The organism is Mesorhizobium sp. M0437 (assembly GCF_040321335.1).
GTDB lineage: Bacteria > Pseudomonadota > Alphaproteobacteria > Rhizobiales > Rhizobiaceae > Mesorhizobium.
In genome coordinates, this window is record NZ_JAMYRK010000012.1 from 1 (window position 1) to 21,978 (window position 21,978).

A 21,978-nucleotide genomic window follows, 5' to 3' on the forward strand; every position below is an offset into this window, starting at 1 on the left:
CCCCCCCCCGGGCCGGCGTTGCCCACGGGGCGCCCGGGCCCGGCGCCCACACGGCCTCGGCGGCGGCCTTGTCGATGCGGCCGCCGAGCGCCGAGAGCGCGGCTCGGGTCTCGGCGTCGTAGACCGAAAGCCGGCCACCGCGGTGGAAATTATGCTGCCCTGCCGGTGGCCCGTCGGCAGCGTCGATCCGGTAGAGCGCAACCAGAAAGCCGGCCAGCGAACGGGCGAACTCAGTAAGATCGGCAATCAGTCCACCAGCCGCCGGTCTGCCGCCAAGCCAGCGATAGACGGACCAAGGCCATAGATAGCCTTCCCCGGGCGCGCCTTTGGCCAGCGGCACGGGTATCGGCAGAGGCAGGTGAGGCGCCAAGCGGGGCAGCCAGCGATGCTCCTTCTCGACCTGGGCGACATAGGCGGCAGCGCTCGGCAGCCGCACCGACATGCTGTCGCCCAGCCGGAACGTGCGGTTGTCCCAGCCGCCAGGCTCGACCGTCTCTACCGGCAGGTCCGCCCATTTGGGGAACTGCGCGGCAATCAGCCGGCGAACAAGTGCGGCATCTATCGGCATGCCTGGCGTTCGTTCATCGGGCGGCATCGGGCTTGCTCCGGTCTTCTGAATAGCCGGCGGTCCATCTTTTTGTCGTCGCACTCTTGCGGCGCCAGTGATTCCCTTGCCGGCAAATTCTCTAAGCCTTGCGTTCCCAGCGCCGGTCAGGCGTTTGCTGCCAGTAGGTCACGGTGTGGCCGGCCTCCTTCATTGTCTTCCAGTGCGTGCGTGCCGCCTCTAGCTGGGCTGCATCGTGACCGTCGAACAGGAACACGGCGCGCTGGTAGCCGCCAAGCTCCGGCGGCACCGCCCCATCGACCAGGAAGCGTATCTGCGCCTGGTTCGGATTGTCAGGGCCGACGGTCAGAAGCACCGGCTGCTCGGCGGGATGGGCTTCGCGATCCGTTGCGTGGGCCAGGAATGAATCGTCCCGGAAAGTCCACAGATGCTGGTCCAGCGCGTCGCGCCGTTCCTCGGTGCCGGTCTGCACCACAGCACGCCAGCCGCGATCGATACTGCGCTCCAGGAGGCCGGGCAACGCATCCTCCAGCGTCGATTCGGTCAGGTGATAAAACAGAATCTCGGCCATGCGTTCAGTCTACATTGTCGGAGTCCCGCCCCAGCCGCTCATTGCTCGTAATGATCGCGCACCAGCCGGTCGAGCAGCCTGACGCCGAAGCCGGAAGCCCATGACTGGTTGATCTCGTTGGAAGGCGCGCCCATCGCCGTGCCGGCGATGTCGAGATGCGCCCAGGGCGTGTCCTTGACGAAGCGCTGCAGGAACTGCGCGGCGATAATGGCGCCGCCATGGCGGCCGCCGATGTTCTTCATGTCAGCATTCTTGGAATCGATCAGCTTGTCGTATTCGGCACCGAGCGGCATGCGCCACACCCGCTCCTGCGTCGCCTGTCCGGCCGCCGTCAGCCGGTCCGCCAACTCGTCATTGTTGGAGAACAGGCCGGCATAATGCTGGCCGAGCGCGACCATGATGGCGCCGGTCAGCGTCGCCAGATTGATCATGAATTTCGGCTGGAAGCGGTCGTTGCAGTACCAGAGCGCATCGGCCAGCACCAGGCGGCCCTCGGCGTCGGTATTGAGCACTTCGATAGTCTGACCCGACATCGAGGTGACAATGTCGCCCGGTCGCTGAGCGTGGCCGTCGACGGCGTTTTCAACCAGCCCGACAATGCCGACGACATTGACCTTCGCCTTGCGCGCGGCCAGCGCGTGCATCAGGCCGGTGACGGCAGCAGCGCCGCCCATGTCGCCCTTCATGTCCTCCATGCCCGACGCCGGCTTGATCGAATTGCCGCCGGTGTCGAAGGTGACGCCCTTGCCGACGAAGGCGACCGGGCTTTCCTTGGCCTTGCCGCCGTCCCACCGCATGACCGCGATGCGGGCGCCACGCGGCGAACCCTGCGCTACGCCCAGCAGCGAACCCATGCCGAGCTTCTTCATCTCCTTCTCGGCCAGGATCTCGACCGTGACGCCGAGCGCCTCCAGTTCGGCGATGCGGGCGGCGAATTCCACCGGTCCCAAAACATTGGCCGGTTCATTGACCAAATCGCGCGCCAGCAAGACGCCGTCGATCACCGCCGCTTCATCGGCGAAGGCCTTCTTTGCAGCTGCCGGATCGGCGGTGTGAATAGTCACCTTGACCGGCTTTTTTGGCTCGCCCCTGTCGTCACCATTGTTCTTTTTGGTCTTGTACTTGTCGAAGGAATAGCTGCGCAGCAGGATGCCCGCTGCAAGCTGAACGGCTTGCCTGCCGCTGACGGCCGCACCGGGAAGATCGAGCACGACGGCCACTTCGGTTGCCTTGCGAAAGGATGCGGCAATCGTGCCGCCGAGCTTCAGCCAGGCGTAATCATCGAGATTGGAGCCCTTGCCGGCACCGACCGCCACCAGCCGCTCGATCGATGTCCCTTCCGGTGCCAGCACTTCGACCAGGCTGGCGAATTTGCCGGTGAAGTCGGCGACCGGAAAAGCCCGCTCGAGGGTCTTTGCCGGATCGCAAGCCCTGGCGGCATCGCTGAGGCCGCCCTCGTCGGTCACCAGAACGAAAACGCTGCCTTTTTTGGGCGCGGCGAATTTGGCAAAGGCGATCGAGGGTCTCGAATTCATCATGTCCTGCTTTCGGGGAAGTGAGTTGGATTATTGCGAGAAACGTTCGTCAGTGAGCGGCGGGTTGAAACAGCTCGATAACATTGCCCGATGGATCTTCGAGCAGCGTCTGGGAACCGCCGACGCCCGTTATGATATCGTTGCGAAAGACAAGTCCAGCACTCTTGAGGCGCGCAACCTCTTCTTTCAGGTCCGGCACCACCAACAGGATGCGATTCCAACCTCCCGGCACCGGTTGCCGGCCATCCGGCATCGCCCGTGCACCCGAACTGCCGGGGCCGCTTAGAAGGAGCCGTAAAGCGCCGCGTGTCACGGAAGCAAAAGCCGGTCGCGCGTCCTGTTCAACAGCGAAGCCCAGATGTCCACAGTAGAAGTCGATCGAGGCGGCGACATCATCGACCATGTAGCGAATGCTGACTGGCGTCATGACCATTGACCTTTCGGTTCGAGCACCTTTCAACAAGGCGTGTCTATTGCGGGCGGAACAGTCGGCATAGTCCGGCTCATCATCGCTGCTTGACAATCCGCGCCGCTATCGCCCTGGCCTGAATGCGGGCGTTAGCGAAACAACCGCGAATGCTCGGCCGCATGCCGGTAAACCACAGACCGGGCAATTTCGGATCGGCATCGCCGCCGTTGAAAAGCGGAACGCCCTTGCCGTCGAGAACGCCGAGCTTGCCGAACATCTGCTCCAGACCGGTGCGATAGCCGGTCGCCGCAATGACGATATCGGGCGTGATCGACCTGCCGTCATTCAATACGATGCCGTCGTGGGTAAATTCCCGCAATGGTGGCACCACCACGATCGTGCCTGCCTTTATGGCGCGGACGGCGCCGTCATCGGCTGCGATCGCGGTGTAGTCGGCGCTCAGACGGCTCGCACCGCCTATAGGAGCCGGCGGAAGCCCAAATTTCGTCAGGTCGCCGAAAACCAGGCGCTGGGTTGTCGCCATCACCGCATCGGCCAGCCGCACCGGCAAGCTCGCCATCAACGGTGAAAGCCTGTGGACGGCGACCTTGCCGATGCGTTTCGGCAGCAGCGACGGGCCGTTGCGGGCCGACAGCCAGATGCTTTGGGCATCTGCATTCGCAAGATGGTTGAGTGCGTCGAACCCCGAATTGCCGGCTCCGACGACCAGCACCCTTTTGCCGACGTAGTCCTTCGCCTCGCCAAAATCGGCCGAATGGATAATCCGGCCTGCAAAATCCTTCATGCCTTTCCACGCAGGAATAAACGGCTGCCGGTCGCGCCCGGTGGCGACGACGACATGACGCGCCAGACGACGTCCGGCGTTCGTCCGCACGGTCCAGTGATCGCCATCGAACGTGATCTCTTCAACGGCAACGCCGAATGCGACCGGCAGACCATGCGCCTGGCTGAAATCGTTCAGATGGCGAATGACGGCCGATTTATGCGGAAAAGCCGGGGTGCCTGCGGGATAGCCGACGCCGGGCAGCGTCGAGAGATCGCGATGCGTATTGAGGTGCAGCCGCTGGTGCCGCCGATGCCAGGGTTCGGCAAGCCGGCTCTCCTTTTCCAGGACGAGCGTCGGTACGCCGGCCTTCATCAAGGCGTGGGCGGCGGCAAGGCCGGCCGCGCCGGCCCCGACCACGATCGCGCCGTCAAAGACCGCTTCCCGACCGGTTTGACCGCGCAATTTTTCCGCTTCCATGCTGGGGCTCAACAGATCCTGACCCGTCTTATCACGCCGCGGCGGTCGCGACCGGCGCGACATTTGGTCGTTTTGCCGCATTTGACAAGACTTTGGCCGAAATCGCTCCCATATGCGATATCGAACCATCCACGATTCGTCGCGGCACGGCCCCGCTTCCCGCCGCAACCTGTTGTTAACCAACAATGTTCGCCCTTTCTTATCCATTGCCGCCGACACTCCGGCCCAGCGGAATTTGCGATCCGGGACAGAACCCAGATCGAACCGCCAAACTGAGCCAGTTGTGCAGCCGGCGCCGGACGACTACCTTGTTCCAAGGCATGATGCCGTTCGAAATCGCCGAGAAAAGCCTTCATGAAGGTCGTTGAACGTTACATCATGCGCCGTGCTTTCGCGGTATTCGCGCTGGCGCTTGTCTGGACGCTGGCGATCGTCTGGACGACTCAGGTGCTCGCCCGCATCGACCTCGTCACCGATAGCGGTCAGTCGGCCCTCACCTTCTTCGAAGTCGCAGCGCTGATCATCCCGACGATCGTTCCGATCGTCGTGCCGTTCGCCCTGGTGGTCGCGGTCGCCCAGATCCTCAGCGTGATGAATTCTGATTCGGAGCTGGCCGTCATCAATGCCGCCGGCGCTTCACGCTGGACCATCGTCAGGCCGATCATGCTTCTGGCACTTGCAGCCAGCGTTTTTTCCTTCGCCGTCGACAATGGCGTCGACCCTTACGCACGCCAGAAGAACCGCGAGTTGATTGCGTCATCGCGTGCCGATCTGTTGTCGTTGATCATCCAGGAAGGCACCTTCCGCAAGATCGACGACGGCCTGTTCCTGCAGGTTGGCGAACGGCTTCCCGACAACCGCCTCGGCGGCATCTTCGTCGCCGATTCGCGCGAAGAAGGCGTCAATCTCATCTACTACGCCAAGACCGGCAGCATCATCGAACGCGGCGACGAGAAGGTGCTGATGATGAATGACGGCGTCATCCATCGCAAAACCATGACCGGCGACCTCTCGGTGATCCGGTTCACCTCCTACGCCTTCGACTTGTCCGCTTTCATGTCGGCATCATCTGATATCCTGCTTTTGCCGAAGGACCGGACGACCCAGTATCTGCTCAATCCCAGTCCGAACGACAAGATGTACCAGCAAAAGCCGAACAGGTACCTGGCCGAGCTCAACCAGCGTTTTTCCGAGTGGTCCTATTCGCTCGTCTTCGCGCTGATCGCGCTCGCCGTTGCCGGAGATGCGCGCTCGCATCGCGAGGCGCGTGTGCACCCGCTGATCACGGCAATCGCGATCGCGCTGTTCGTGCGCTGGCTCGGGTTCTTTGCCGCCGGCAAGGCCGACAAGGTGCCGCAATATGCCTATATGGTCTACGGCGTCCCGATCGTGGCATCGGCGATCGCCATCTGGTTCATTGTTTCCAACCGGACCATGGAACTGCCGATTGCCTGGGCCGATTGGATAACCAATCTTGCCGGCCGCTTCAGTGACGGCTGGAGCGCCATCAAGCTCCGTTTTGCCGGGCGTGGCGCATCCGGACAGGGAGCCGGCTGATGGGCTGGACTCTGGGTCGGTACTTCTTCTTTCGCTATGTGACGATCACCATCTGGTTCTTCATCGGCCTCTTGGCGCTGGTGTTCCTGATCGATTTCACCGAGCTTTCCGGCCGCACGACTGGCGTGCCGGGCTTCACCTACGCAACTGCGTTCGCCATTTCGGGGCTCAGGATGCCGATGATCATGCTGCAGACGGTGCCGTTCGTCGGCCTGTTCTCGGCGATGGCGACGTTGGTGTCGCTCAACCGCAAATACGAATTGGTCATTGCCCGTTCCGCCGGGGTTTCCGCATGGCAATTCCTGCTGCCGTGCTGCATCGGGGCGCTGCTGTTTGGAGCCTTGTCGGTCGGCGTCATCAATCCGGTAGCCGCGCACGCCTATTCCTGGTCCGAGGAGATCGAGACCCAGCTCCGTTCGGGCAAGTCGAACAGCGTCTCGGCCGATGCTGCGCCCTGGATCAGGCAGAAAACCAACGCCGGCGACACCATCATCGGCGCGCGCGCCATTCTCAATCAAGGCCTGGAGATGGCCGACGCGGTCTTCTTCAGCTTCAGCCCGCAAGGCGACATCATCGAGCGCAAGGATGCGGCGCGCGCCTTTTTGCGGGACGGCTACTGGGAATTGCAGGACGTCAAGGTGTTCCGGGACGGTACCATCCAGTCGTTACCCAGCGATCGGCTGCCGACCAATCTCAAGCCGGAATTCGTGCAAGAGCGGTTGGCGCGCCCTGAGACCATTCCCTTCTACGATCTGCCCGGCAAGATCGAAGTGGCCCGCTCCTTCGGCCTCAAGGCAAATGCCTTCGCCATGCAGTTCAATTCCCTGATTGCGCTGCCGTTCCTGCTTGTCGCGATGACGCTGATTGCGGCAACGGTATCAATGCGATTTGCGAGGATGGGGCAGTCGGCAACGATGATTCTGGGTGGCATCGTGGCCGGGTTTCTGCTTTATGTCGTTTCGGTGCTGGTCAAGGCATTCGGCGTAGCGGGATTCGTACCCACGGCCGTAGCGGCTTGGGTCCCGGTTGTCGTGGCTATGTTCTTCGGGGTGACATTCCTGCTATACAAGGAAGACGGCTAGTGAGGGAGGCGGTTTTGCGCAGCCATAGGCACGCCGGTTTGGCACGCCTCTCTGCGGCGAGCGCCTTGGCATGCCTGCTTGCCAGCGCCGCCCCGGTTGCTCCGGCTTTCGCCCAGGACGTCAGTGAGCTGGCAACGAAGGTTCCGAGCGGCACGCAGATGCTGCTGGCAGCCGATACGCTGGTCTACGACAACGACAAGCAGACCGTGACGGCCGTCGGCGGCGTCCAGATCGACTACGGCGGCAACCGTCTCGTCGCCCAGCGGGTCGAATACAACCGCAACACCAAACGCCTCGTCGCCAGCGGCAATGTCGAACTCGTCAATAGCGACGGCACCAAAATCTATTCGCAGCATGCCGACATCACTGACGATTTCGCCGACGGCTTCGTCAACGCGCTGCGGGTCGAGACCATAGACAAGGCGTATTTCGCCGCCGAAAGCGCGGAGCGCATGGGCGGCGTGCTGACGACGTTCCACAATGGCGTCTACACCGCCTGCGAGCCGTGCGAGGACAAGCCCGACAAAGCGCCGACCTGGCGTATCAAGGCCAGGAAGATCATCTGGAACGGCGAGAAGAAGACGGTTCGCTTCGAGAACTCGAATTTCGAGTTCTTCGGCTTTCCGCTGGCCTATCTGCCGGCTTTCGAGATCGCCGACCCAACGGTCAAGCGCAAGAGCGGCTTCCTGATCCCCGGCGTCGCCTACAAGAGCGATCTCGGCGTCGGTGTTAAAGTCCCCTATTATTTCGCGCTCTCGCCGACCTACGATCTCACTGTCACTGGCAGCGGCTATACCAAGCAAGGTTTCCTCGGTGAGGCCGAGTGGAGGCAGCGCTTCAACAACGGTCAGTACAGCCTGAAGATTGCGGGCATCCGGCAGGAGAATCCCGACGCCTTCATCGACGACAATGGCCACAACGTGAATTCGGGTACCGAAGGCGACCCGAACAGGTTCCGCGGCATGATGGGCACCCAGGGCCAGTTCGCCATCAACCCGCGCTGGGACTTCGGCTGGGACATCCTGCTGCAGAGCGATAAGAATTTCGCGCGCACCTACGACATCGATGGCTTCAACGATAGCGTGCACCGCTCCGACGTGTACCTGACGGGGCTCAACGATCGCAATTACTTCGACGTGCGCGCCATGCACTTTGAGGTTCAGGAAGACACGCTCGCCAGCGATCCGACTGCACGCGCCGCCAAGCAGCCCTGGGTGCTGCCCTCGCTCGACTACGCCTATATCCCCGACACGCCGGTGGCCGGCGGGCAGCTGTCGTTCGACGTCAACGCGCGGGTCATTGACCGCGACAGGCTCGATACGGCTCTTGCAAATTCGGGCATCCCTTCGTCCGTCAACAACGTCCGCGGCATCGACGGTCAATCCGGGCGCCTTACCGCGGAAGCCGAATGGAAGCGCACCTTCACCACCGATGGCGGGCTGCTGCTGACACCGCTCCTGGCGCTGCGCGGCGACGCCGGCTACGTCAACGCCTCCTCGGCCTCGCTCGACGCCGTCAACCAGATGGCGACCAATCTCGGCGTCGAGGACGATATGCGTTCATCGCTTGCCCGCTACATGGCGACCGCCGGCCTTGAGATGCGCTGGCCGGTGCTGTTTTCGATGACCAGTTCCAGCCATGTCTTCGAACCGATGGCGCAGGTATTCATGCGTCCGAACGAGCAATATGTCGGCGGGCTGGCGGTCCCCAACGAGGACGCCCAGAGCTTCGTCTTCGACGCCACGACGCTGTTCGAGCGCGACAAATTCTCGGGCTATGACCGCATGGAAGGCGGCACACGCGCCAATGTCGGGCTGCGCTATTCCGGCGCATATGACAATGGCTGGGGCACCAATGCGGTGTTCGGCCAATCCTACCAGCTGGGCGGCCAGAACTCGTTCGGCACGCCGGACCTGGTCAATGTCGGCGCCTATTCAGGCCTTGAAACTGCAACCTCCGACTATGTCGGCCTTGTCGGCTTCAACAGCCCCAGCGGGTTTTCCGGCTCGGTCAGCGGCCGTTTCGACGAGCAAAGCTTCGAGATCCGCCGCGCTGAGGTAAAGGCCGCCTTTTCAGGCCTGCCGGTATCGCTGAGCGCCAAATACGCCTTCATCCAGGCGCAGCCACTCTATGGCTTCTCAACCGATCGCCATGAGGTTACGCTCGGCGCCTCGACACATCTTGCCGAGAATTGGCGCGTCTTTGGCACCGGCACATATGATCTGGAGCAGAGCGTTCTGGTCAAGGACGGGGTCGGCTTTGCCTATAGTGATTCGTGCTTTACCTATTTGATGACGTTTTCGGAAAGACGTGACCTGAACACCAAGGAAGTATCGCAGAACGTCGGCTTCAACCTGTCGTTCCGCACGCTCGGCGATTTCGGCTCGTCGCAACGCTCCATCGACACCATTCAATAACGGGCAGCGGTCGGCAACGGGGCGGCTGGCGGACGACATTGTTTCGCCGCATAGAGCAGGCACGAATTTTGACGGCCTGAACTGGGATAGGTTCGGCTGAATCGGGATGGAATTGGGATGCTTTCGATGAGGAAATACCTCTTTTCGGCAGGGTTCGCGCTGCTGGTGGCGTTCTCGACCACCGCGGTGACGCGGCCAGTTTTCGCCACCGAGATCAAATACGTCGTCAACAATATACCGATCACCACCGGCGACATCCAGCATCGGGCCGCTTTCCTGCGCCTGCAGCACAGAAAGGGCGATGCCGGCCAGGAAATGATCGACCAGACGCTGCGCCTGGCCGAAGCCCGGCGGCTCGGCATCCGCATCAGCGACGAGCAGGTCGATGCCGCTTATCAGCGTTTCGCCACCAGCAACAAGATGCCGCTCAAGCAGCTTGACGGCGCGATGGCGCAATCCGGCGTCACCAAGGAGCATTTCAAGGACTTTATCCGGGCGCAGATGGCCTGGAACCAGGCGCTGACCGCGCGTCACCGTTCTAGCGACGGCGGCGGCGCCATGAGCGAGCAGGACCTCGTCAAGCGCATGCTCGAAAAAGGCGGCAGCAAACCGAGCGCCACAGAGTACATGCTGCAGCAGGTCATCTTCGTGGTGCCGGCGGCCGAGCGCAGCGCGACGCTGGCCAAGCGCAAACGCGAAGCCGACGCTATGCGCGCCCGCTTCAACGGCTGCAACACCACGCGCGAATTCGCCAAGGGCCTGATCGATGTCACCGTTCGCGATCTCGGCCGGGTGCTGGCGCCGCAATTGCCGGCGGACTGGGCCGAGCAGATAAAGGCTACAAAGGTCGGCGGCGCCACCACGACGCGCGAAACCGACCGCGGTGTCGAATTCATCGGCATCTGCTCGTCGCGCGAAGTGTCAGACGACAAAGCCGCGCAGATGGTGTTCCAGAGTGAAGGTTCGAGCGACAAGAACGCCGACGAGCTCTCGAAGAAATATGTCGAGGAGTTGCGGAAGAAAGCCCGCATAATCGAGCGCTGAAGTCGACGCGCCGTGGCTGACGCAGAGCTTCCGCTGGCGTTGAGCGTCGGCGATCCGTCCGGCGTGGGGCCGGACATCGCCATCGCTGCTTGGCAGGCCCGCGAAAGCGCTGGCGTTCCGTCATTTTATCTCCTTGCCGATCCGGCACTGATTGCCGCGCGAGCGCACAGGCTCGGCACCGATATCGCGATTGCCGAGACGACGCCGGCGTTAGCGCCGGGGGTGTTTTCGCGCGCTCTGCCGGTGGTGGCGCTTGCTGCCCGTTTCGTCGACAGTCCCGGCCGCCCGGATCCAGCCAACGCCGCCGGCATCATCGAGGCGATCGACTGCGCAGTTGCCGATTGCCTGGCCGGCCGCGCTGCCGCAGTCGTCACCTGCCCCATTGCCAAGAAGCCGCTCTACGACGCCGGCTTTCGCTTTCCCGGCCACACCGAATATCTGGCGCATCTGGCATCGCTTCACACCGGCACCGAAGTGACACCGGTGATGCTGCTTGCCGGACCGGACCTGCGCACCGTGCCGGTCACCATCCACATCGCGCTGGCCGAGGTGCCGAAAGCGCTGACGACGGACCTTATCGTCGCCACCGGCCGCATCACCGCCGCCGACCTTGCGAACCGCTTCGGAATTGCCAAGCCGCGGCTCGCCATTGCCGGCCTCAACCCGCATGCCGGCGAAGGCGGCACCATGGGCACCGAAGACGAGCGGATCGTGCGCCCGGCGGTCGACCGGCTGAGGCAGGAAGGGATCGACGCCTTCGGGCCGTTGCCGGCCGACACGCTGTTTCATGCTCGCGCCCGCGCCGGCTACGACGTGGCGCTCTGTATGTATCACGACCAGGCGCTGATCCCGGCCAAGGCGCTGGCGTTTGACGAGGCGGTCAACGTCACGCTCGGCCTGCCCTTCGTCCGCACCTCGCCCGACCACGGCACCGCCTTCGATATCGCCGGCAAGGGCATCGCCCGTGCCGGCAGCCTGATTGCAGCGCTGAAACTCGCTCGCGTTCTTGCCGATACCGGGAAAAGGCCGTAGGCCCTGAGCCCAATCAGCCATATTCGATGGCCTTAACCCGATGAGCCCGCCTGATGAGCCCAGCCCGATGAGCATAGACGGCCTGCCGCCACTGCGCGAGGTGATCGAGCGCCATGGGCTGCAGGCGAAAAAGGCGCTGGGCCAGAATTTTCTGCTCGACCTTAACCTGACAAGCAAGATTGCGCGAACCGCCGGCGACCTGAGCGACGTTACGGTTATCGAGGTCGGTCCCGGTCCGGGCGGGCTGACCCGGGCCCTGCTCCTCAACGGCGCCCGGCGGGTCGTCGCCATCGAGCGCGATGAGCGCTGCCTGGCGGCCTTGGCCGAGATCGCGAACCACTATCCGGGCCGGCTAGAGATCGTAGCCGGCGATGCGCTGAAAGCTGATTTTGCAGCGCTTGCAAAAGGAGTGCCGGGAGGCGGCGGGCCGGCGAAAATCGTTGCCAACCTGCCCTACAATATCGGCACCGAATTGCTGATCCGCTGGCTGACCGTTACCGAGTGGCCGCCCTTCTACACATCGATGACACTGATGTTCCAGCGCGAGGTCGCCGAACGCATTGCAGCCAGCCCCGGCAGCGATGCCTATGGTCGGCTCGGCGTGCTGGCAGGCTGGCGGACGGAGGCGAGGATTGCCTTCGACGTGCCGCCGCAGGCGTTCACGCCGCCACCCAAGGTGACGTCCTCGGTCGTGCATCTGGTGCCGCGCGCCAGCCCCTTGCCGGCAGAGGTGAAACGGCTCAGCCGCGTCACCGAAGCGGCGTTTGGCCAGCGCCGGAAAATGCTGCGGCAGAGCGTGAAAAGCCTCGGCGGCGAGGCGCTGCTTGCCCGTGCCGGCATCGATCCGACCAGGCGCGCCGAGACGCTGAGCGTCGAGGAGTTCGTTCGCCTGACCAACGCGGTGTGATGCCGGGACGCGTCTGCGTGGAATTTCCGCTCTCACGGCATAGATAGCCGGACAAACCTGCCCGGAGACAAGCAATGGCCGCCTATGTCATTTCCGACGTCACGATCCGCGACGCAGAGGCGATCGAAGCTTATCGCATCCGCGCGGCTGCCCCCATCGCCCAGCACGGCGGGCGCTATCTGGTACGCGGTGGCAAGGTGGAAATGTTGGAAGGCGACTGGTCTCCCGGGCCGCTGATCATCGTCGAATTCCCCGACATGGACACGGCGCGGCGCTGGTATCGCTCGGCCGAATACGCCGCTGCATTGGAGCTGCGCGACGCCGCGCTCAGCCGCAATCTGATCCTGGTCGAGGGGATAGCGCGTTGATCAATCCGTCTTCTCGTCGAGCAGCCCCGAGACGAAATCGAACAGGCCGGGCCGGCGATCGCGTCTGAGCCGTTCGGCGGTGACGATGCCGCGCACCTCGGCGAAAGCGCGGTCGAGATCGTCGTTGACGATGACGAAATCATATTCCTTCCAGTGCTCGATCTCGTTGCGGGCGTTCTTGAGCCGCGTCTCGATCACCGCTTCCTGGTCCTCGGCGCGACGCTTCAGCCGCGCCTTCAATTCCTTCATCGATGGCGGCAGGATGAATATCGAGACGATGTCGGCGCGCATCTTCTCCTTGAGCTGCTGAGCGCCTTGCCAGTCGATGTCGAACAGCATGTCGCGGCCTTCGGCCAGCGCCTGTTCAGCCGGCTCGCGCGGCGTCGCGTAGCAATTGCCGTGCACCTCCGCCCATTCGAGCAGCGCATCGGAATCGCGCAGCCGCTCGAACTCGCGCATGGTACGGAAGTGGTAATGGACGCCCTCGATCTCGCTGCCGCGGCGTGGCCGCGTGGTGACCGAGACCGACAATTCCAGGCTGGAATCGCTCTCCAGCAGATTGCGCGCAATCGTCGACTTGCCGGCGCCTGACGGCGACGACAAGACCAGCATCAGCCCGCGGCGCCGAATGCGGGAACCCACATCCCTAGCGGTCATGGGGCTTGGCAGTCATGTGGCTTGGCATCGGGATCATTCCAGATTCTGGACCTGTTCGCGAAACTGGTCGACGACCGCCTTCAGTTCCAGCCCGATGGCGGTGACCGCGGCAGCATTCGACTTGGAACACAGCGTATTCGATTCGCGGTTGAATTCCTGTGCCAGGAAATCGAGCTTGCGGCCGATGGCGCCGCCGCCGCCGAGCAGCGCCCGGCCTGACGCCACATGTGTCTTCAGCCGGTCGATCTCCTCGCGTATGTCGGCCTTGGTGGCCAGGAACGCCGCTTCCATATGCAGCCGGCTGGCGTCCAGGTTGGCAGACGCGTCCATCAACAGGCGGATCTGCTCGGCGAGCCTTTCGCGGATCGTGGCCGGTTCGCGTGATGGATCGGCCTCGGCCCGCAGCGTCAGCGCCTCGATGGCATCGATATGGCCGGACAGCAGGGAACGAAGTGCCGCACCTTCGCCCTGGCGCGCCTGGTGCAGCCCGTTCAGTGCTGCTTCCAGCGCCGACAGTATTGCGGTATCGAGCGCACTGCGCGCCTCTTCGGTTTCGATGGTTTCGGGAATGTCGAGGACGCCGCGCAGCGCAAGCAGGCCGTCGGCCGCCGCAGGGGCTACTCCGAACTGCTCCTGCAGCCGCTTGGCCAAGCCCGCCAGATCCTTCAGGAAAGCCTCGTTGACCACGGGTTGCGCTTGCGCGCCGGCGGCGCGGCCAATGGTCAGCGTCATCTGGAAATTGCCGCGCGCAAAACGCTTCTGCACCGTCTGCCGGACGGCCGGCTCCAACCGGTCGAAACCTTGCGGCAGCCGCAGCCTGACCTCGACGCTTTTGCCGTTGACGGACTTGGCTTCCCAGGCAATCGAAGTGCCGTCGTGTTCGGCGACACTGCGCGCAAAACCGGTCATGCTCTGCAAGTTCATGTAGCCGTGCGTCCCTTTGCCGAATGCCCCTCAAGCCGGAGCGATTTTCTCCGGACAGGACCATGTGAATTTCAATGCCATGGCAGCCCTTGCACATCCACCCGGATATGCACAGGGCCAAACTGATGGCGTCCGGCCCTACTGGGCGGCGGTGGGGCCTGCATCGTCAACGATGGCTCCCGCCGGCGTGTCGGCTCCGGTATTGGTTGCTCCGGCCTTGGCGGCGTCCTGCGCCTGCTTTTTCAGCAGTGCCCGGTAGCGAGCGACATTCTCGTTATGCTCATCGAGCGTCGAGGCAAAGACGTGCCCGCCGCTGCCGTCGGCGACGAAGTAGAGATCGCTGGTCTTCGACGGATTGGCGACAGCCTCCAGCGCCGCACGGCCGGGATTGGCGATCGGCGTCGGCGGTAACCCGTTGATCAGATAGGTGTTGTAGGGCGTCGGCTTCTGGATGTCCGACTGATAGATCGGGCGGTCGATGGGTTTGCCTTTGCCGCCGAACAGGCCGTAGATGATGGTCGGGTCCGACTGCAGCCGCATACCCTTGGCCAGCCGGTTGAGGAAGACGGCGGCTACGCGCGAGCGTTCATCGCCCTTGCCGGTCTCCTTCTCGACGATAGAGGCCAGGGTGACAAAATCCTCAACGTTGGCGATCGGCAGATCCGGCGCTCGGCGTTGCCAGACCTCGTCGACCAGCTTCTTCTGGTCGGCCAGAAGCTTGTCGACCATCTGCTGGCGTGTTGCGCCGCGGGTGAAACGCAGCGTGTCGGTGGCGAGGCTGCCCTCAGGTGGAGTGGTCGACGGCATATCGCCGGTCAGCGCGTCCTGCTCGGCGATCCGTTGCAGCGCCTGCTCGACCGTCAGCCCCTCGGGGATGGTCAGCGAATACATCACCGACTTGCCGCTCTTCAGCAGTTCCATGATATCGTGCATCGACGCCTGCGGCTTGATCTCGTATTCGCCGGCCTTCAGGGCGGAATCATTGCCGAAGGCGCGCACGCCAAGGCGGAAAATGCGGGCGTCGCTGATCAGCCCTCGCCGCTCAAGCTGGTCGGCGATCTCCTGGACGCCGCTATTCGGCTTGACCAGGAAAGTGTCGCCATTGGCCGACGGGCCGGGCTCGTTGAACTCCTGCTTGCCGAAATACAGCGCAACGCCTGCCGCCAGCACCATCAGCATCACCGAAGAGATGACGAAGTTCATGAACACGACGAACTGGCTGCGCGAGGCACGCGAGCGCTTCGGCGGCGGCGTGCCGGCCTCGGGCCGCAACGCCTCGCTGGCCGTCTTCGGCACGATCGGGCCGGGCGTGGGCGTTGCTGGCCGTTGCCCGAATTCCCCGTTATCGGCCGGATTTGTGTTCATAGCGCCCTACCATTTGATCTTGCGACGAATCCCCTCGGGCAGAGTAGGGGCGAATATGGCAAAATTGACGGCAGACGGAAACCGGCAGAGCGGTCAGCCATTGTAGCGCTGGAAGACGAGCGAGGCGTTGGTGCCACCGAAGCCGAAGGAGTTGGACAGCGCCACGTCTATCTGCCGGGCCCGCGGCTTGTGCGGCACCAGGTCGATCGCCGTTTCGCGCTCCGGATTGTCAAGATTGATGGTCGGCGGCGCGATGTTGTCGCGAATGGCGAGGATCGAAAAGATCGCCTCGGCAGCACCAGCCGCGCCCAGCAGGTGGCCAATCGACGATTTGGTCGACGACATCGATATCTTCGAGGCGGCGTTGCCGACCAGCCGCTCGACGGCGCCGAGTTCGATCGTATCGGCCATGGTCGAGGTGCCGTGCGCGTTGATGTAGTCGACATCGGCCGGCGTCAGCTTCGCCCGGTTCAGCGCCGCGGTCATGCAACGGAAAGCGCCGTCGCCGTCCTCGGCAGGCGCGGTGATGTGATAGGCGTCGCCGGTCAGACCGTAGCCGGTGACCTCGGCATAGATCTTGGCGCCGCGGGCCTTGGCGTGTTCGAGCTCCTCGAGCACGACAACACCGGCGCCCTCGCCCATGACGAAGCCGTCGCGATCGCGATCATAGGGGCGTGAGGCCGTTTGTGGCGCATCGTTGCGCTCGGTGGAGAGCGCGCGGCAAGCGGCGAACCCGGCGACCGACAGTCTCGTCACCGGCGCTTCGGCGCCGCCTGCGACCATAACGTCGGCATCGCCCCAGATGATCAGCCGGGCGGCATCGCCGATGGCGTGCGCACCGGTCGAGCAAGCGGTGACGACGGCATGGTTGGGGCCTTTCAGCCCATGCCGGATCGAGACCTGACCGGAGACGAGGTTGATGATCTGGCCAGGGATGAAGAATGGGCTGATGCGGCGCGGACCGCGTTCCTTGAGGATCATCGCATTCTCGGCGATGCCTTCGATGCCGCCGATGCCCGAACCGATCAGCACGCCGGTGGCGCACTGTTCCTCATGCGTCTTCGGCTGCCAGCCGGAATCCTTGAGTGCCTCGTCGGCGGCCGCGATCCCGTACAGAATGAAGTCGCCGATCTTGCGCAGTTCCTTCGGCTCGAGAACGGCTTCAGGATTGAAAGTGGCATTGGAGCCGTCACCGCGCGGAATGACGTGGGCGACCTTGCAGGCAAGATCTTCCACCTCGAATTCGGTGATGCGCTTGGCTGCGCTGCGGCCGGTCAGAAGCTCCTTCCAGCTGTGCTCGAAGCCCATGCCGAACGGCGAAAGCAGCCCAAGGCCCGTGACGACGACACGCCTCATCGCAGGTCCTCCCCGGTGATGACTGCAAATAGCGTCAGGCGGAGGCCTTGTCGATGTATTTCACCGCATCGCCAACAGTCAGGATGGTCTCGGCGGCGTCGTCCGGGATTTCGACACCGAACTCTTCTTCGAACGCCATGACAAGTTCGACCGTGTCGAGGCTGTCCGCGCCCAGATCATCGATGAAGCTCGCCTGCTCCGTCACCTTGTCGGCATCGACGCCAAGGTGCTCGATGACGATCTTCTTGACGCGCTCTGCGGTGTCACTCATTTGGGCATCCTCGTCTTTTGGTTGTCTGTCTTCGTTAGCGGGCAGAATGCCGCTAATCAAGCTGAAAGATGGTCCTGCCGGAAACGCAGCGGAACAGGACCGGTTTTTGCCCGAACCGCCGGGTTGCGGGCGGCATTACACGAAAAATCCCGTGCATCCAAGACGGAATGAAGCGTTTTCCCAAGTGTTAGATCATTGCCATGCCGCCATTCACATGAATGGTCTGGCCGGTGACGTAGGCTGCCTCGTTGGAAGCGAGGTAGGCGACGGCTGAGGCGACTTCGGCGCCCGTGCCCATGCGCCGGGTCGGGATCGCCGCCATGATCGCCTCTTTCTGCTTGTCGTTGAGCTTGGCGGTCATCGCCGATTCGATGAAGCCCGGGGCGACGCAGTTGACGGTGATATTGCGGGTGGCGATCTCCTGCGCCAGCGATTTGGAAAAGCCGATCATACCGGCTTTGGAGGCGCAATAGTTGGTCTGGCCGGGATTACCCATGACGCCAACCACTGAAGTGATGTTGATGATGCGGCCATGGCGGCGCCGCATCATCGGATGGGTAAGCTCGCGGGTCAGCCGGAACACGGCGGTCAGGTTGACCTCGAGCACGCTATCCCAGTCGGCGTCAGCCATGCGCACGAACAACCCGTCCTTGGTGATGCCGGCATTGTTGACGAGGATGTCGACGCCTTCGAGGTCAGCTTCCGCCTTCTGGCCGAGCGCCTTGACGTCGTCGCGGTTGGAAAGATTGGCCGGGAAAAGCTTGACCCGGTCGCCCAGTTCGGCGGCCAGCGCCTCCAATTTCTCGATACGTGTGCCATGCAGGCCGACGATGGCGCCCTGGCCGTGCAGCACGCGGGCGATCGCCTCGCCTATACCTCCCGATGCGCCGGTGACGAGCGCCTTGCGGCCGGTCAATTCGAACATGCTTTATCCTCTTCCCAAATCGTACTGGCCAATCATACGGGCCGGTGAGTTCGGCTATCTGTAAACGTTGCCGCGGTGGCCTATGGTTACCACCAGAATGACGAGCCGGTTATCCTGCACATCGCAAATGATGCGATAATCCCCGACGCGATATCTCCAAAAGGTTGCGAGCGGGCCCTTCAGCGGTTTGCCGAGTTCACGCGGGTTGTCGAGAACGGCAATGCGGTTTTCAATAAAATCACGGATACGGTGACGTGTCTGCGGATCCAGTTTTTCGACAAATTTTCGCGCCGAGTGGGCGTATTCAAGCGTCCAGGCCACGCCAGAAGTCCTCGGCTCTCATGACGTCTTCTTCACCACGCCTGATCCGCTCAACGACTTCGGCAGCCAGGTAGTAATCCTCCAAGTCCTCCAGACCACGTTCAATGAGCTCGCGCAGATAGTAGGCCTTGCTGCGACCAGTCTTGGCCGCGAGAAAATCCAGGCGCTGCTCGACTTCAGGAGAAAGGCGGATCGATGTGGGCATGCCGCACCTTGTTGCGATACATGTATTCATGTAGCGGCAAGCACTGATGAATTCAAGCTACGTGGTCACCCAAGGCGGCAAGTGCCGTCTCGACCTCCGCCGCCGATCCGATGCTGCTGGTGGCAATGTCGCGGTTGATGCGGCGGGCCAGCCCCGACAGCACCTTGCCGGCGCCCACTTCGTAAAGCGTCACAACGCCGTTGCTGCCGAACCACTCCACCGTTTCGCGCCAGCGCACGCGCCCGATCACCTGTTCGACGAGTCGGCGGGCGATCTCGTCGGGATCGCTCGTCGGGGTCACCGTAACATTGGAGACCAGCGGCACGACCGGCGCACTCTTCGTCACGGCGGCCAGCGCCTCCCGCATGATCTCGGCCGCAGGCTTCATCAATGCCGAATGGAAGGGCGCCGAGACCTGCAGCATCAGCGCCCGCTTGGCGCCCTTCTCCGTGCATAGCCTCGCCGCCAGTTCGACCGCTGGCCTGGCGCCGGAGATCACCAGCTGGCCGCCGCCATTGTCATTGGCGATCTGGCAAACCAAGGCTTGTGCGGGATCTTTGGCGGCGCCCTGGGCGGCCTCTGCGCAAGCGGCTTCGACGTCGGCCTGTTCCAGCCCGATGATCGCCGCCATGGCGCCCTCGCCGGCCGGCACAGCCGCCTGCATGGCATTGCCGCGGATGCGCAACAGCCGGGCGGCGTCGGCGACCGAAACGAAACCTGCGGCCGCAAGTGCCGAATATTCGCCGAGCGAGTGGCCGGCGACATAGGTGACCTTGCCGTTCAGGGAGAAGCCGCGCGCCTCCAGCGCCCGGATTGCGGCAAGCGACACCGCCATCAGCGCCGGCTGGGCGTTGGCGGTCAGCGTCAGCGTCTCTTCCGGGCCTTCCCAGATCAGCTTCGATAGGTTTTCGCCGAGCGCGTCGTCAACTTCCTCGAAGATCCGCCGCGATTCCACAAAGGTATCGGCGAGGTCCTTGCCCATGCCGACAGCCTGGCTGCCCTGCCCCGGAAAGGTGAATGCGATGGCCATCGGCGGCTCCCAGCTGCTGGTTCACGTTGCCTGTGACGCAAGGCGTGCGGCCAAGTCAAGTCCAACCTTGATCGCGTAATATCGGCCGAGTGCCTGTTTCGGCAGGCTTTTTGGCGATCACTCATGATGAAAACCGCTCACGATTTGTTTGCTGGCTCTTCTTATTTCCGCCACAGGCGCTAGGCTTTGCGTGACAGTTCGATGACAATCGAGTGACGCTTTTGTTGCGGGCCGGGGAACTATTGAAGTGGCAAAGACCAAGCAGAGCGCAGCCGAGGCGGCGCCCCAGTTTCTTGAAGGCGATCCGTCGACCGGCTATCTGCCGGCGCGCAAATGGCCTGTCATCCGCTATGGCCTTATCAGCTTGCTGGCTGCGGCCATCCTTGTGTTTGCCATCGAACTGATCGTGCGCGGCAACTTTGCCGGCACCATTGATTTCTTTCTGCAGCCTTTCAAACCCGGCTGGACCACGATCATCATTTTTGCGCTGATCCTCATCGGCCTCGACGCCGTGCTCGGCCGCAGTCATCAGAGCCTGATGATCGTCGCGCCGCTGACATTGTCGCTGGCGTTCGTCGGCCACCAGAAGTCGCTGTATCTCGGCGATCCGCTCTATCCGACCGATTTCCTTTATTCCCGGCAGATCGTGGCACTGATGCCGCTTCTGGTACGCGATCGCCCGGGAACCGCCATTGCCCTGGCGATCGGCATCGTCGGCGGGCTGTCGCTGCTCGTCTATGGCTGGCGGCTATGGCGCCGCCGCGTTCCGGCGCTCAGCCACAAGGGCCGCCTTGCCCGGCTGACGCTGACAGTACCGCTGATCGCCTTCTTCGTTTCCATCATGGACTATGCCACTTTCTCGTGGACGCGCGACCGGCTGCAGATCATCCCGATCATGTGGGACCAGAAGGAAAACTATGCCTCGAACGGTTTTGCGCTCGCCTTCGCGCTTAACGTTCCGATGGCGCATGTCTCGGCGCCGCCCGGCTATTCCGACAAGGCGATCGAAGCGATCGGCAAACCGCAGGTGACCGCCTCGGTACCTGCCGAGAAGCCCGACATCATCGTCGTCATGAGCGAATCCTTCTGGGATCCGACCAAGCTACCCGGCGTCACCATCACACCCGACCCTATCCCCAATGTGCGGGCACTGCGCACGGGTTACATGTTCTCGCCCGAGTTCGGCGGCATGACGGCCAACATCGAGTTCGAGGCCCTGACCGGCTTTTCCAACGCCTTCCTGCCGGCGGGCAGCATTCCCTACCAGCAATATGTGCGGACACCGACTCCCTCGCTGGCGACCTTCCTGAAAAGTCAGGGCTACCGGGCGCGCGCCATCCATCCCGGCACTAACTGGTTCTGGAACCGGGGGGCCGTCTATGCCGATTTCGGCTTCAACGACTTCAAGTCCGAGGAGACGTTGCCGCCCATGCAGAAGCGCGGACCGCTCGCGTCGGACGCTGCGATGACCGACGAGATCATCCACGAAGCCGATACCAGCGCCGAGCCGGTGTTCTTTTTCGCCGTCAGCCTGCAGAACCACGGGCCGTATGAGCCGTATCGCTATAACAATCCGACCCACAAGGTGCAGGCGCCGATCAGCCAATGGGCGCGTGAATCGCTGTTGAGCTATGCCGAAGGCTCTTCCGACGCGGACCGCGGCCTCGAGCGGCTGATCGAATGGGCGAAGAAACGCGAGCGGCCGACCGTCATCGCGTTCTTCGGCGACCATCTGCCGCCGCTTGGGCCGGTCTACGTCGAGACCGGCTTCCTGAAGGACAATGTTGCGCCGCGCAAGGAGGCGGCCGACCAGATGCTGCTGCACCACCAGACGCCGCTGATCGTCTGGTCGAATCGCAGCGGCCCGACCGAGGATCTGGGCGCCGTCAGCCCGTCCTTCCTGCCCTACCATATCCTGAAGACAGCCGGCATCAGCCATCCCTATTACACCGGCTTCCTCGGACAGTTGCGAGAGCGCTACCGCGTTATCGACCGCAATTTGCTTTTGGCACCGGGGGGCGACGCCACCCCCGATTGGTCGCGTCAGAAAGAGATCGATCCGGCAATCCGCGACTTCCGTCTGCTGCAATACGACATGATGTTCGGCAAGCGCCATGCGGCGCCCGATTTCTTCCCCGAAACCACAGGCAAAGTGGCTGCACACACGAGTTGA

General features: G+C 63.0%; 22 protein-coding genes. 8 read left to right on the forward strand and 14 right to left on the reverse strand.

Annotated features, from left to right (window positions below; all coding sequences use genetic code 11):
• The 5 genes from NKI72_RS10085 to NKI72_RS10105 all read right to left on the reverse strand — a co-directional run.
• On the reverse strand, positions 1 to 568 hold a 568-nt coding region (locus NKI72_RS10085), incomplete at its 3' end, for a phosphotransferase (RefSeq protein ID WP_352850104.1).
• A 118-nt stretch (positions 569 to 686) separates the two neighbouring features.
• A complete protein-coding gene (locus tag NKI72_RS10090) occupies positions 687 to 1,136 on the reverse strand; it encodes a DNA polymerase III subunit chi (RefSeq protein WP_023719810.1) in 450 nt (149 codons plus the stop codon).
• A 38-nt stretch (positions 1,137 to 1,174) separates the two neighbouring features.
• Complete coding sequence (locus NKI72_RS10095; RefSeq protein ID WP_352850135.1) at positions 1,175 to 2,671, reverse strand: leucyl aminopeptidase; 1,497 nt, start codon at positions 2,669 to 2,671, stop codon at positions 1,175 to 1,177.
• Between the two features lie 49 nt (positions 2,672 to 2,720).
• A complete protein-coding gene (locus NKI72_RS10100; RefSeq protein ID WP_352471101.1) occupies positions 2,721 to 3,104 on the reverse strand; it encodes a VOC family protein in 384 nt (127 codons plus the stop codon).
• A gap of 73 nt (positions 3,105 to 3,177) precedes the next feature.
• Positions 3,178 to 4,344 carry a flavin-containing monooxygenase gene (locus NKI72_RS10105; RefSeq protein WP_352471100.1) on the reverse strand — a complete coding sequence of 389 codons (1,167 nt, stop codon included), beginning with the start codon at positions 4,342 to 4,344 and terminating at the stop codon, positions 3,178 to 3,180.
• Positions 4,345 to 4,698: 354 nt separating this feature from the next.
• On the opposite strand from NKI72_RS10105, the gene lptF reads away from it, so the two are divergent.
• From lptF to NKI72_RS10140, 7 genes are all read left to right on the forward strand, one after another.
• Positions 4,699 to 5,901 carry an LPS export ABC transporter permease LptF gene (lptF, locus tag NKI72_RS10110; RefSeq protein WP_352850105.1) on the forward strand — a complete coding sequence of 401 codons (1,203 nt, stop codon included), beginning with the start codon at positions 4,699 to 4,701 and terminating at the stop codon, positions 5,899 to 5,901.
• Positions 5,898 to 6,983, forward strand: a complete 1,086-nt coding sequence (gene lptG, locus NKI72_RS10115; RefSeq protein WP_023677695.1) for an LPS export ABC transporter permease LptG — start codon at positions 5,898 to 5,900, stop codon at positions 6,981 to 6,983. Before lptF ends, lptG begins: the two co-directional genes overlap by 4 nt.
• Positions 6,983 to 9,400: an LPS-assembly protein LptD gene (locus tag NKI72_RS10120; RefSeq protein WP_352850106.1), complete on the forward strand. Its 2,418-nt coding sequence runs from the start codon at positions 6,983 to 6,985 to the stop codon at positions 9,398 to 9,400. The genes lptG and NKI72_RS10120 overlap by 1 nt, the downstream gene beginning before the upstream one ends.
• Before the next feature lie 117 nt (positions 9,401 to 9,517).
• A complete protein-coding gene (locus tag NKI72_RS10125; protein ID WP_352453231.1) occupies positions 9,518 to 10,444 on the forward strand; it encodes a peptidylprolyl isomerase in 927 nt (308 codons plus the stop codon).
• A gap of 12 nt (positions 10,445 to 10,456) precedes the next feature.
• Positions 10,457 to 11,476, forward strand: a complete 1,020-nt coding sequence (gene pdxA, locus NKI72_RS10130) for a 4-hydroxythreonine-4-phosphate dehydrogenase PdxA (RefSeq protein ID WP_352850107.1) — start codon at positions 10,457 to 10,459, stop codon at positions 11,474 to 11,476.
• Positions 11,477 to 11,543: 67 nt separating this feature from the next.
• Positions 11,544 to 12,383 (forward strand): 16S rRNA (adenine(1518)-N(6)/adenine(1519)-N(6))-dimethyltransferase RsmA, encoded by an 840-nt coding sequence (gene rsmA, locus NKI72_RS10135; RefSeq protein WP_352471097.1) that lies wholly within the window; start codon positions 11,544 to 11,546, stop codon positions 12,381 to 12,383.
• A gap of 74 nt (positions 12,384 to 12,457) precedes the next feature.
• Positions 12,458 to 12,751 (forward strand): DUF1330 domain-containing protein, encoded by a 294-nt coding sequence (locus NKI72_RS10140; RefSeq protein WP_352471096.1) that lies wholly within the window; start codon positions 12,458 to 12,460, stop codon positions 12,749 to 12,751.
• Here NKI72_RS10140 and gmk read toward each other — a convergent pair whose 3' ends face one another.
• The 9 genes from gmk to fabD all read right to left on the reverse strand — a co-directional run bounded on the left by gmk (position 12,752) and on the right by fabD (position 19,805).
• Positions 12,752 to 13,408, reverse strand: coding sequence for a guanylate kinase (gene gmk / locus NKI72_RS10145; RefSeq protein ID WP_023677701.1), 657 nt, complete (start codon positions 13,406 to 13,408; stop codon positions 12,752 to 12,754). It lies immediately after the preceding gene.
• Between the two features lie 33 nt (positions 13,409 to 13,441).
• Positions 13,442 to 14,332, reverse strand: coding sequence for a YicC/YloC family endoribonuclease (locus tag NKI72_RS10150; protein WP_352471095.1), 891 nt, complete (start codon positions 14,330 to 14,332; stop codon positions 13,442 to 13,444).
• A gap of 138 nt (positions 14,333 to 14,470) precedes the next feature.
• Positions 14,471 to 15,697 carry an endolytic transglycosylase MltG gene (mltG, locus tag NKI72_RS10155; RefSeq protein ID WP_352471094.1) on the reverse strand — a complete coding sequence of 409 codons (1,227 nt, stop codon included), beginning with the start codon at positions 15,695 to 15,697 and terminating at the stop codon, positions 14,471 to 14,473.
• 93 nt (positions 15,698 to 15,790) lie between these two features.
• Positions 15,791 to 17,053 carry a beta-ketoacyl-ACP synthase II gene (fabF, locus tag NKI72_RS10160; RefSeq protein WP_352454402.1) on the reverse strand — a complete coding sequence of 421 codons (1,263 nt, stop codon included), beginning with the start codon at positions 17,051 to 17,053 and terminating at the stop codon, positions 15,791 to 15,793.
• Between the two features lie 34 nt (positions 17,054 to 17,087).
• Positions 17,088 to 17,324, reverse strand: a complete 237-nt coding sequence (locus NKI72_RS10165; RefSeq protein ID WP_006203723.1) for an acyl carrier protein — start codon at positions 17,322 to 17,324, stop codon at positions 17,088 to 17,090.
• 187 nt (positions 17,325 to 17,511) lie between these two features.
• A complete protein-coding gene (gene fabG, locus NKI72_RS10170) occupies positions 17,512 to 18,249 on the reverse strand; it encodes a 3-oxoacyl-[acyl-carrier-protein] reductase (protein WP_352471093.1) in 738 nt (245 codons plus the stop codon).
• A gap of 54 nt (positions 18,250 to 18,303) precedes the next feature.
• Positions 18,304 to 18,570: a type II toxin-antitoxin system RelE family toxin gene (locus tag NKI72_RS10175; RefSeq protein ID WP_352471092.1), complete on the reverse strand. Its 267-nt coding sequence runs from the start codon at positions 18,568 to 18,570 to the stop codon at positions 18,304 to 18,306.
• Positions 18,554 to 18,775: a type II toxin-antitoxin system RelB family antitoxin gene (gene relB / locus NKI72_RS10180; RefSeq protein WP_352467166.1), complete on the reverse strand. Its 222-nt coding sequence runs from the start codon at positions 18,773 to 18,775 to the stop codon at positions 18,554 to 18,556. The genes NKI72_RS10175 and relB overlap by 17 nt, the downstream gene beginning before the upstream one ends.
• 52 nt (positions 18,776 to 18,827) lie before the next feature.
• Complete coding sequence (fabD, locus tag NKI72_RS10185) at positions 18,828 to 19,805, reverse strand: ACP S-malonyltransferase (RefSeq protein WP_352471091.1); 978 nt, start codon at positions 19,803 to 19,805, stop codon at positions 18,828 to 18,830.
• A gap of 247 nt (positions 19,806 to 20,052) precedes the next feature.
• Between fabD and NKI72_RS10190 the strand changes: the two genes are divergently transcribed.
• Complete coding sequence (locus NKI72_RS10190; RefSeq protein WP_352471090.1) at positions 20,053 to 21,978, forward strand: LTA synthase family protein; 1,926 nt, start codon at positions 20,053 to 20,055, stop codon at positions 21,976 to 21,978.